The organism is Acinetobacter proteolyticus (genome assembly GCF_000367945.1).
Lineage (GTDB): Bacteria > Pseudomonadota > Gammaproteobacteria > Pseudomonadales > Moraxellaceae > Acinetobacter > Acinetobacter proteolyticus.
Genome location: NZ_KB849179.1, coordinates 3,490,305 through 3,500,249, shown reverse-complemented (window position 1 = coordinate 3,500,249; position 9,945 = coordinate 3,490,305). Strand labels below are relative to the sequence as shown.

12 protein-coding genes are annotated in these 9,945 nt (G+C 41.0%); 7 read left to right on the top strand and 5 right to left on the bottom strand.

Translation table 11 applies throughout. The features are described 5' to 3' along the window. Positions 1-271: 271 nt before the first annotated feature. Positions 272-694 carry a hypothetical protein gene (locus F993_RS00840; RefSeq protein WP_004657590.1) on the top strand — a complete coding sequence of 141 codons (423 nt, stop codon included), beginning with the start codon at positions 272-274 and terminating at the stop codon, positions 692-694. Between the two features lie 221 nt (positions 695-915). After that, positions 916-1,326 (top strand): hypothetical protein, encoded by a 411-nt coding sequence (locus F993_RS00845; protein WP_004657588.1) that lies wholly within the window; start codon positions 916-918, stop codon positions 1,324-1,326. A gap of 93 nt (positions 1,327-1,419) precedes the next feature. Here the strand turns inward: F993_RS00845 and F993_RS00850 are convergent, their stop codons facing one another. Together F993_RS00850 and F993_RS00855 are read right to left on the bottom strand one after the other, a co-directional pair. Further along, complete coding sequence (locus tag F993_RS00850) at positions 1,420-2,775, bottom strand: S8 family serine peptidase (protein ID WP_004657586.1); 1,356 nt, start codon at positions 2,773-2,775, stop codon at positions 1,420-1,422. 75 nt (positions 2,776-2,850) lie between these two features. Then, positions 2,851-3,162, bottom strand: a complete 312-nt coding sequence (locus F993_RS00855) for a hypothetical protein (protein ID WP_004657584.1) — start codon at positions 3,160-3,162, stop codon at positions 2,851-2,853. A gap of 621 nt (positions 3,163-3,783) precedes the next feature. On the opposite strand from F993_RS00855, the gene F993_RS00860 reads away from it, so the two are divergent. Continuing rightward, a complete protein-coding gene (locus F993_RS00860; RefSeq protein ID WP_004657582.1) occupies positions 3,784-4,398 on the top strand; it encodes a hypothetical protein in 615 nt (204 codons plus the stop codon). Positions 4,399-4,464: 66 nt separating this feature from the next. Here F993_RS00860 and F993_RS00865 read toward each other — a convergent pair whose 3' ends face one another. Continuing rightward, positions 4,465-5,736, bottom strand: a complete 1,272-nt coding sequence (locus F993_RS00865) for a hypothetical protein (RefSeq protein WP_004657580.1) — start codon at positions 5,734-5,736, stop codon at positions 4,465-4,467. A gap of 121 nt (positions 5,737-5,857) precedes the next feature. Between F993_RS00865 and F993_RS00870 the strand changes: the two genes are divergently transcribed. Together F993_RS00870 and F993_RS00875 are read left to right on the top strand one after the other, a co-directional pair. Further along, the gene (locus F993_RS00870; protein WP_004657578.1) at positions 5,858-6,637 is read left to right on the top strand and encodes a class I SAM-dependent methyltransferase; all 780 of its coding nucleotides are present in this window, start codon (positions 5,858-5,860) and stop codon (positions 6,635-6,637) included. Positions 6,638-6,656: 19 nt separating this feature from the next. Continuing rightward, entirely contained in the window at positions 6,657-7,220 is a 564-nt protein-coding gene (locus F993_RS00875) for a hypothetical protein (protein ID WP_004657575.1), read from the top strand. A gap of 50 nt (positions 7,221-7,270) precedes the next feature. Here the strand turns inward: F993_RS00875 and F993_RS00880 are convergent, their stop codons facing one another. Next, a complete protein-coding gene (locus F993_RS00880) occupies positions 7,271-7,834 on the bottom strand; it encodes a hypothetical protein (protein ID WP_004657571.1) in 564 nt (187 codons plus the stop codon). Between the two features lie 161 nt (positions 7,835-7,995). Between F993_RS00880 and F993_RS00885 the strand changes: the two genes are divergently transcribed. After that, positions 7,996-8,631, top strand: a complete 636-nt coding sequence (locus tag F993_RS00885) for a class I SAM-dependent methyltransferase (RefSeq protein WP_004657569.1) — start codon at positions 7,996-7,998, stop codon at positions 8,629-8,631. On the opposite strand, the gene F993_RS00890 is transcribed toward F993_RS00885, so the two are convergent. Then, a complete protein-coding gene (locus F993_RS00890; protein ID WP_004657567.1) occupies positions 8,625-9,095 on the bottom strand; it encodes a Holliday junction resolvase-like protein in 471 nt (156 codons plus the stop codon). The genes F993_RS00885 and F993_RS00890 overlap by 7 nt on opposite strands. A gap of 130 nt (positions 9,096-9,225) precedes the next feature. On the opposite strand from F993_RS00890, the gene F993_RS00895 reads away from it, so the two are divergent. Next, positions 9,226-9,870, top strand: a complete 645-nt coding sequence (locus F993_RS00895; RefSeq protein WP_004657565.1) for a ParA family protein — start codon at positions 9,226-9,228, stop codon at positions 9,868-9,870. The last annotated feature ends 75 nt before the right edge of the window (positions 9,871-9,945 follow it).

The window sequence follows — 9,945 nt, the reverse complement described above, 5'->3', positions numbered from 1 at the left end:
TTGCTTAAAATAAACCGTGAAAATATTGATTTGTATGGAATTAAAATTACCATGAGCAATATAAGGCGTCAACGATCATAAAATGTTAGATTACCTCTATCTTCTTGATTTGATGAAGCAGCGAATATGCTATAAACATATGTGCTATCGAACTGAACAGGCATAATGTTTACGCACTGTATCAATTTCATACCATCCCCACTCTTTTCTTCGCTCTAACGATAAGATATAAAATCTCGATTGCGACGCTATCGCTGAAAGGACAGAAAAGATGATGAATAAAGTACAAATATTATGTGTTACGACGGCACTGATTGCATCGTCTTCGCTTTGGGCAGCAGACACAACTAGCACCACAAGCAATGCTTCTAATGCTGTCCCTGAAAAAGCCATGCCCTACGGCGACAATCCAAGCCTAGGTCGTATCCTGCTATATAAAACAGGTAAAGGCATGCAGAATCTCGGTGATTCAATCCAAGGTGCATCTGATAACACCTCACAAAAGATCAGTGAAAAATGGCAAGACACCAAGAAATATACGGAAGAACAATCTGAAGTTGTTCAAGTGCAAACTGAAAAAGCCAAGCAATATACAGCCAAAAAATGGCAAGATACCAAAGATGCGGTGGTGGGCACCAATGAAGGTAATGTTCCAATTGAACGTGCCGAACTCAGCCAGCCCTCAAAAAACTAAGTCCACGACCTCTACTCAGTAGAGGTTTTTTATAACTAAAAATTGAATCAAACTACGGGAACTTGGTCCCTACGCAATACAGTTAATCTAAGATAGGCTGAGGTATTACTTTGAAAAAAATAAACTTTAAATTTACAGTGCTTATTCAAAACATTCATTGAACTTCACGGGTTTTGCCGACAAACTCAATCGCATAAATTCATCGGACTGGAATTTTGCACATGACGCAACATGCTTTTAAAACGATTCTATTTTCCTGCATCAGTGCAATCAGCTTCACTGCTTGCTCAACATTATCCACACCAAACAATGGTACACAAACATTACAACAAGTGAAGAATATTGGCGCCACGCCTTCAACTGAAGGCAATACTGCAAAACTAAGTAAGCAAGACCAACACTGCAACATTGAATTTACGGGCTACTTTGATGGCGGTCAGGCCGTTGAGCATTGGGTGTTTAATCAACACGGTTTAATTTCAGCAAGCTCGACCACCCGACACTATCAAGATAAAGCGCTTACTCAACCAACAACCGCAACCGCCTTTGATGTGCAAGATGCGACCGTTCAAGCCAATTTTCAAAAACTACAAAGTAACTTTAGTGCAGATAAGCTAGCACAATGTCATTAAGCCTATAAAAAAACTCGTTGCATCTATCTCTAGCTGCAACGAGTCATGGCTTTTTAAACTATTTTGGATCGATCTTTACACTATAAAATCATCTTAATTTGAACTGAGTCCGCTGGTTGCAGACAGTAAATCAATACGAGGGAACACTAAACCTGTACGCGTATCGGTAATCGGTTTACCTGTCACTCTTAAACGATTTACGGTTTGATCGATAGTCTCTGATGGTGTTACGCCATTGGCGCGTAATAACGCAATTGCCCCTGCCACATGAGGTGCTGCCTGTGAAGTTCCACCTTGAGTCTCACCACCCGCGGTAATCATTGCGCCTGGCGCCAATAAAGTCACCAATGAGCCACCATTACTAAAGCAGGTCACTTTATCGGCAGCGGTGGTTGGATCAGAGCATTTCAATGGATTGCCCCAAGACACCCCACCAATATTACTATCGTACACCGCACCTACTCGTATTGCACCTTTCACACAGGCTGGTGAAGAAATCCCATCAGCAAATGCATCATTACCTGAAGCGACTACAGGGACGACGCCTGCAGCGCGTGCATTGGCAAATGCCGTACTATAACTACTATTGTTACATTCTGAAGTGTATTTCACTCCAGGCACACCTAAGCTTAAATTAATGGCTTTGATGTTATAGGTCTGCGCATTATTCACCGCCCAGTTAATCCCCGCTAGAATATCACTGTCATAGGCAGTACTGGCCCATTGCCCTTGCGATCTGACTTTCCTAAAGGCATCAATCCCAATGATTTTAGTTTTAGCGGCAACTTTGGCAACAATCCCAGACACATTACTGCCGTGCCCATCATCATCCAGAGTATTGTCATCAGGTGCACTATCAAAGGCATAAACCACGCGACAAGTCGAAGCGGGGGTGTTCACTGCGGTACAACCAAAGTCAGCATGTTTATAATTCACCCCAGTATCAATCACCACCACGCTCGAACCTTCTCCAGTAAAACCATTTGTAACCGCTTGCGGTTGGTTAATTAAAGGCAAACTTTCCATGGTGGTGGTTACATTTTTACGGTTTGGATAGACCCCTTTGACATTCGGATCATTCAAAACTTGCGCTAAGGTTTCACGGTTTTGAATCCGATATAAGCCTAAAGGCAAACCATTAAACTCACGTAAGGTTTGAAAACCAGTCGCTTTAGCAAATTTATTTTTAAACTGACTTTTACCATCGGCAATTAAGCTTCGCTTTTCTAGTCCAAAAGTAGTGCTAGCAGCATTACTTTCATATTCAATCAGTAGGTCATTCGAATCATTGTCGACCAAGGCATCAATATTAATTTTACCTTGTTGTACTTTGTTGAGGGCCGCCGAGCTGAGTCGTTGTTTGAGTTGGACAGCATTGAGTGTCGCGGCTGAGGTGGTCGTGGTTAAAAAAGCGGATAGGCTTAATAGTAATAAAGTTTTATTGTTCACTGTTGATCTCCATCGTTCTTGGGTAAAGAACTGTTTTAATGGCTGTTTTTCTTGGGTAAAGAAATCCAGACGTTTTTAAAGTTTTTTAATTTCATTAGCTGGATCAGTGTCAGGATCGATCGGTTGTATCGAAGGATCACTCTTGGTGTCATAAAATTGGTCCTCTTTTTGCGTTGTATCCAATTTATTCAACATAGTTGAGGTAGTATGCTCTACGGGCTTCGTCTCCTGTTGATGTAAAACGGTTGAAGTTAACCCTGATTGTTCAGGATGGATTTGATAGATAGCGGTGTCATTGACTGAATTGTTCGATTCGGCAGGTTCAAAATAAAAAACCACCACACCCAATCCAATCAATACCAGAAGGAATGCTGCAATCTGTTTCATTCATATTCTCCAGCGCTTTATTTACTGGCCATTACTTGGTTTTCAATTATTTTTCTATAAATAATGCGAATACAATTTAAGATTCACTTTAAATTTCACATATTCTTTTAAATCAAATACGATCTGAATCGTTGTATTATCAAAAAAAGATCGTGATCTTCTCGTTCAATCTGATGCTTCAAAAAATGTAGTTAACGCACAAACAATACATCCCGTGAAATAAACAAATTGCTTTAAAAAAGTGCAATATTTATTTCACATAGATATACCAAGCAATAAAAATGCCATTTTTTTAATCTTTTTAAAAGCGGTTTAAATCAATTTATATATTCTTAATTTTCATATTCATTTAGATAAAATATAACCATAAGAAGAATGCCATTCTTATTCATCAATTTTTCAAAAAATGATTCTTTACAGTTATTTACACTCATTAAAAAAGTACATTTTTCACGTGCTTAACGCAATAATTAATCTTCACAATTTCTCTCCAGATTGTTTTTAAGCTGTAATCTGGTTGTAACGTTTGATGAAAATCACACATTTCTGATTTTTTGCTCGCTATGATGCAGTTGCGTTAATGAAGTACCCCAATACGGTACATCGCTTAAGGAAATCGCAATGAAAAAAATGATCAAAACAGCTATCGTGACAACCTCTATCCTCGCTTCTGCTTCTGTTTTTGCACAGAACGTAGGGGCAAATGCCAGTGGCTCAGCTCAAGTTAATGTACAATCAGGCGGCCTGCTTAAAGGCGTCACAGGTGCAGTGAAAGGTACAGCACAAGGTGTCGGTCAAGTGGCTCAAGGTGTTGGTCATACTGCACATAATGTCGGTCACGCTGCGGTAAATACGGGCGTTGCAGCAACTCAAAAAACTGTGAGCACAGCAACACAAGTGGGTTCACAAGTCGCAAATAAAACTGGTGAAGCTGTAAAAACCACAACCAACTATGCCGTAGACAAAGCCGTTGATGGTAAGGAATTGGCTGCGGATACCACAGCCAATGTAAAACAACGAATTGCAGACAAGAAAGCGGCAACTCAATCTAAGTCTTTAAATTTAGGTGCTGAAACCAATGCGCAAGCACAAGTAAATGGCAAAACCTCAGCGGTGAATGCACAAACTGGCTTAAATGCAGATAAAAAGAGCCTTCAAACAGGTGCGAATGTGGGTGTGAAAGTATTAGGTGTGAATGCGAACGTCAATACCAATGCAAAAATTGGCGCCAACTAATTTAAATCATAGCTAAAAAAAGCCCTTTGAATATTCAAAGGGCTTTTTTTATTGCAGTGCGGTCATTTAGCATAATTGCAGTTTGGTCTGTTCATCTGCATTATTTTCAATAAACTGAGTCAAGCCTTGTGGGTCACAACTCAAGGTCAGTTGTTTATAACTCAGACTATAAAAATCGGCATAGTGTTTAAACACCAGTGGCGATTGATCCAGTGCAAAAGGTTCGCCCTCTTTGACCAATTTGTGAATCCCGCGATCATTCATGCTTAACAGATAATATTCATCATTTAATCTGAGTTTCACCAAACTATTGGCCGTCAGGTTTAATGGCAATAGATAGGTTGGATTGGCCGCAATGATCTCAGCGCTATAGCACTCTAATTTCAAGCTTGCCAAGTTAAAGACCAAAAACTGATTCTGCACATTCACCACATTGGCGGCTTGGGTCTCGGTATGTTGCGCAAAATGCAGATGTACACCCAGCTTATGTAAATTCTGTTCAGTACCTTGTTTTAGATTAAACAGCTGCTGTACCAGTTTTTGTTTAAGTACCGCATCAAAATAACGCTCATCTAAGGCAATGTCGTTCTGTTGCAGTATTTTTAATAAAGCTTGGTGATGGCGCGGCAACAAAGCATCCAGCACATGTCGATAATAGAACTTGCTTTGTTTTTTAACCTCTCGAACCCGCTGATAGAAATAAGTGATCTCAAATGGTTTAACCACAAAATCATTCAGCAACTGAGAACTTGCCAACACTGAAAGTGCTTCATGGCCTGTAAATGGCAAATGAATCACATGCATTTTAGGCAATAAAGGTTGGATTTTTAAAAAATGCTCTTTGTCTTCTGCATAATATGGATCATAGACGATGATGTATTCACGCGATGAATCGACTTCATCTGCCTGAATTTGCATATCTTGATGGATAGACGCATCAAAAAACTCAGCATAACGGCGATCTTGTACCACATCAGGGTCAATAGAATACTGCGGCACAAAAGCCACAATCTTTTGCATATTCAATAAATTTGAATACTTGATTGCAGCATAGCCACCCATTGAGCCGCCATAGCCGACAATGCCTTTAAATTGCTGCAAAATCGGTTGAATCTGCTGCTGCATCTGCAACATGCTACTTTTTGGAAACCATGATTTCTGCTTCGGCATAATGCCGATCACATTGTATTGATATTTTATTAAGGATTTTTCAGCATTAATTGACATGCCTTTAGCGCGACTAATCAAATCGCCAAACGAAATCACTAAAGTGTCACTTGAACCTTTTAAAAAAATAACGCGAATATGCTCATCTTCAAATATTATTTGCTTATCCATGCTCACACTGAAAAGTTGATCCTAGGTCTGTAGCAAAAAGTCACCAAATGATGGCTTTGCCAAACCATAATTGCGGAGTATCTTATTTTATAGAGATAAGACAGATTAAAAAGCGCAAAAAATGACACAATCCTTACATCCTACTGCTCAAAAAGGCTTTAGTTTAGGGGCTGAACTATACCAACAGGTTCGCCCCAATTACCCGCAAGAAATAGCGGTTTGGCTGCAAGATCGGCTCCAAATAGATGAAAGTTCCACTGTTGTTGACCTCGGTGCTGGGACTGGCAAATTCTTACCCTACTTGATTCAGACCCAGGCAAAAGTGATCGCGGTCGAGCCTGTCACGGAAATGTTACAGCAGCTTCAACAAACCTATCCGACCGTCGATTGTCTACAAGCATTCAGTAGCGAACTGCCATTCGCGGATGCCTCAATTGATGCCATTCTCTGTGCACAATCGTTCCATTGGTTTGCCAATATTGAAACCTTAACAGAAATGCATCGTGTGCTCAGTCCAACAGGGCATCTTGGTTTGATCTGGAATCAGCGCGATACTGCTGTCGATTGGGTCAAAGCCTTGGCCGATGAAATTGCACCTTTAGAAGGTGATACCCCCCGTTATCATAGTGAATTATGGAAACAGGTCTTCGAAGGACAATCCTTATTTAAACTGGATGGATTAACCACCTTTCAACAAGCGCATCAGGGCACTGTCGAGCAGGTGGTGAGTAAACGCTTATTGTCTACCAGTTTTATCGCCGCGATGCCCTCCACAGAGCAACAACAGTTAAAAGCAAAGTTTGAACAAATTGTATTTGATTTTACAGGCTTAACTGCGCAAGATCAGATTAGTTTCCCCTATACCACTTTCGCCTACCATTTTCAGAAAATATCCAACTAATTCTTGAACGAGCTCTGCTATGCCTAACTTAAAAACCACATTTGCCATCACCTGTGTACTCAGCTCAGTGCTGATGCTCAGTGCTTGTAATAAGGACAAAGAGCCAACTGCAAAGCAACAGCAGCAAAGCAGCCCAAGCAATGATGCGATTGGTCAACTGAATCAAACACCGATCAAGCAATTTCCTGCCACAGCAGATGATGGACATGATATTGCGATATTGGACGACTATGATCGTCGCTTTACCGACATGAGCGATAGCATGGAAATGGAATTGGCCAAGATGAAAGAGGCCAATAGTCTCACGCCTGAATTCGAGCAGCAACGTCAAAAAGATAATGTGAACTCAGCCTTGAAAATGCTCAAAGAACTGGAGCTCAAAACTGAACAGGGTCGCTATATTCAAGGCTTACTTTATGATTATTGGGAACATCAAGCCCAAGTCTTGAAACAAGCCAATACCGCTCAAACGACAGATGCAAATCAGCAGGTCAATCAGCTGAATGAATATCTACATGCGCAAAGCCAGCTACATCATTGGAGAAATGCGCAAACAGCGGAAAGCAAAATGCAAGCCGAGTAACTGAATAAATAAAAAGGGGCTACTGCCCCTTTTTCATTGTAAATTCATTGTTAAATATTCTGTTTCTCAATCCAGTGAATGGAACTCACACGAAATAACTCACAGGCGCCATCACCCACTCCACCTGGGGTTAAAGAAGATTTCCACACCAAGTCCTTATCCCGGACCTCGACCAGTTCACCTTTGAGTTGGACCAAGTCACCGCGTTTCACTTGCTTGATTTGTTTGGCAATCTCTGGATTGGCAGGAATAATATGCATATTGGACACCAGTTTGATCGCTTGATCCGGTGGCACAGGTAAGGTGTTCATTTTCCAATTCAAATAACGGTCATATTGACGTACATCAATCGTCCGCGCGATCGCAGGATCAGTAAACAGACCCAAACTCACCGCATAGTCAATCGGAGAAAATTTGGCTTGCTCATCGTCATGATAGACCTTCGAACCGAGAATACGGAAATTACCATCAAAAGGTTTTAATACCGAAATCGATTGATATTCCACAACAGGCGCTAAGCCATTGGCAATATTATATTCTGCCTGACCGGTTGATGCATGTGTTTGCCCAATTGCAGCCACCATGCATAAACTCATCCATAGACGTTTTTTCATGGCTCGATTATCCTCGAAAATATTAGAAAAGCCTTTCTGTTGATAGTATGCTGAGATGGTGAAAAAAAGTGCTTTTTTTGGTAACAATCAAACTCACTTTAGTCATATTTTTGTGCTGTTATTTAAGTATCCTCTGAATTAAAACCAACGAATGGATCTCTATGATTTACCAATTTTACCAACGTCATATCTTTCCTCATTTGCTCAATCAAGTCATGCAAACTGCCAGCTTGATGGACCGACGTCGTGAATTATTGCTTCCACTCGAAGGTGAAGTACTCGAAATTGGTTTTGGTACAGGGCTGAATATTCCGTTTTATGGCAATGTTGATTCAGTCTACGCATTAGAGCCAAATCCTGATATTTATCAATTGGCCGTTGAACGAGTACAACATGCACCTTTCTTTATTAAGCATGTGCAATCCAGTGCAGAGAAATTGCCTTTCGCAGATGCGTCTTTAGATCATATTGTGTCGACGTGGACACTGTGTAGCATTGCTGATCTTGAACAGGCCTTAGCTGAAATACATCGAGTACTCAAACCGACAGGTACCTTCCATCTGGTTGAGCATGTCAAACATCCGAACTCGACAAAAATACAATCTTTGCAAACACTGCTGACCCCAATTCAGAAGCGTATTGCTGATGGCTGCCATCTAAACCGAGACGTTGAACGCCAGCTCTTACAAGCCAAATTTAAATTCATCGAAAAACAATATTTTGATGCAGAAGGTATTCCTGCTGTGGCACAAACAATGCTGTTGGCGCGTGTACAAAAATTAGAAACGCCTCATTGATCTTCAAAATCAATTCGCAAGGTTTCAAAACGAATGCGACCTTCTGTGACCGCTTGGGCAATCGCCTGTTGTCCTTTGCTCAAGCGTGCACCACCACTTTTAATATCCAGTAAAATCACCTCAATATCTTCGGCTGTGCCATCGCCATCTCGAAAGTCGGTATAACCATCAAAAACCACATAATCGACAGGATCACCTAAAAATTTAGCATCACTGGGTAAATAACGAAATTCCGGCAGAATCGGTGCAAACTGCTCAGCCATTTTGCCTTTTAACACCGCGCGACTGGTGTTGACACTGCGCTTCTGTGCATCCAGTAAAGCCTGTTTATGTTCTAACTCTAGTTCGGCGATATATTTTTCATACTCAGCCTGAATCCGACCATTACGGGTACTGGATAAAATAATCGTGGTGATCACGACACCAATACAACCACCAATCAGCATCGCCAACCAAACCGACATAGCAACTTTCCTTTTCTTGAATGTGGCTATTTAACTGCAACATGAAACTTTTGTCATGTGTAACACACTTGACCGAAAAAGATGCTAAGGTATAAACGAATACGAGAGCCTAGTTAATAAATCTAATTTCATGAAAACCATATTAATCGCAAATCAAAAAGGTGGCTGTGGCAAGACCATGACAGCTATTACACTCGCTGCAGCATTATCTCAAAAAGGATATAAGGTTGCGCTAGCAGATGCTGACAACCAAAAATCGTCTTTGCAATGGCTCAAGCAACGTCCTGAAACGGTCACAGGTATTCAGAGTCTGGATTGGCGACATGAAAAATCCATTGGCGAAGCACCCAAGAATTTAGATTATTTGATTATTGATGCCCCTGGTGCGCTCTCAGGTGAACATGCAGAGCAACTGGTCAGCGAAGCGCATGCGATTGTGACACCATTGCAACCATCGTTCTTTGATATCGACAGTACCCGTCGCTTCTTAAAACATTTACAAGACATTAAACGGATTCGTAAAGGCAAAGTGCAAATCCTATTGATTGCCAATCGTGTCAAACCGAATAGCGCCAGCTCCAAAGACATTCAAGACTTCTTCAGCAAAATCGAGCAAGATCCTGTGGCCTGGATTTCCGAGCGTAGCGCCTACGGTACATTGGCAATGCAAGGACTGAGTGTGTTTGATAAAACCCAGAAAAACTTTGTCAGTATCCAAAGCCAATGGCAACCTGTTTTAAACCAGTTGGTTGATGATCCAAGCGAGTGGTTCTAAGGCTTTGCAAAGAAACGTAATCTTTTGATCTCAAATCTTAAAATGGGGAAATGAAAATTTCCCTCGCCTACTTTT

Bases quoted from the DNA above. Each gene is read 5' to 3' on its own strand.
- F993_RS00840 (WP_004657590.1), top strand. From the start codon at position 272: ATGATGAATAAAGTACAAATATTATGTGTTACGACGGCACTGATTGCA.
- F993_RS00845 (WP_004657588.1), top strand. From the start codon at position 916: ATGACGCAACATGCTTTTAAAACGATTCTATTTTCCTGCATCAGTGCA.
- F993_RS00855 (WP_004657584.1), bottom strand. From the start codon at position 3,162: ATGAAACAGATTGCAGCATTCCTTCTGGTATTGATTGGATTGGGTGTG.
- F993_RS00860 (WP_004657582.1), top strand. From the start codon at position 3,784: ATGAAAAAAATGATCAAAACAGCTATCGTGACAACCTCTATCCTCGCT.
- F993_RS00865 (WP_004657580.1), bottom strand. From the start codon at position 5,736: ATGGATAAGCAAATAATATTTGAAGATGAGCATATTCGCGTTATTTTT.
- F993_RS00870 (WP_004657578.1), top strand. From the start codon at position 5,858: ATGACACAATCCTTACATCCTACTGCTCAAAAAGGCTTTAGTTTAGGG.
- F993_RS00875 (WP_004657575.1), top strand. From the start codon at position 6,657: ATGCCTAACTTAAAAACCACATTTGCCATCACCTGTGTACTCAGCTCA.
- F993_RS00880 (WP_004657571.1), bottom strand. From the start codon at position 7,834: ATGAAAAAACGTCTATGGATGAGTTTATGCATGGTGGCTGCAATTGGG.
- F993_RS00885 (WP_004657569.1), top strand. From the start codon at position 7,996: ATGATTTACCAATTTTACCAACGTCATATCTTTCCTCATTTGCTCAAT.
- F993_RS00890 (WP_004657567.1), bottom strand. From the start codon at position 9,095: ATGTCGGTTTGGTTGGCGATGCTGATTGGTGGTTGTATTGGTGTCGTG.
- F993_RS00895 (WP_004657565.1), top strand. From the start codon at position 9,226: ATGAAAACCATATTAATCGCAAATCAAAAAGGTGGCTGTGGCAAGACC.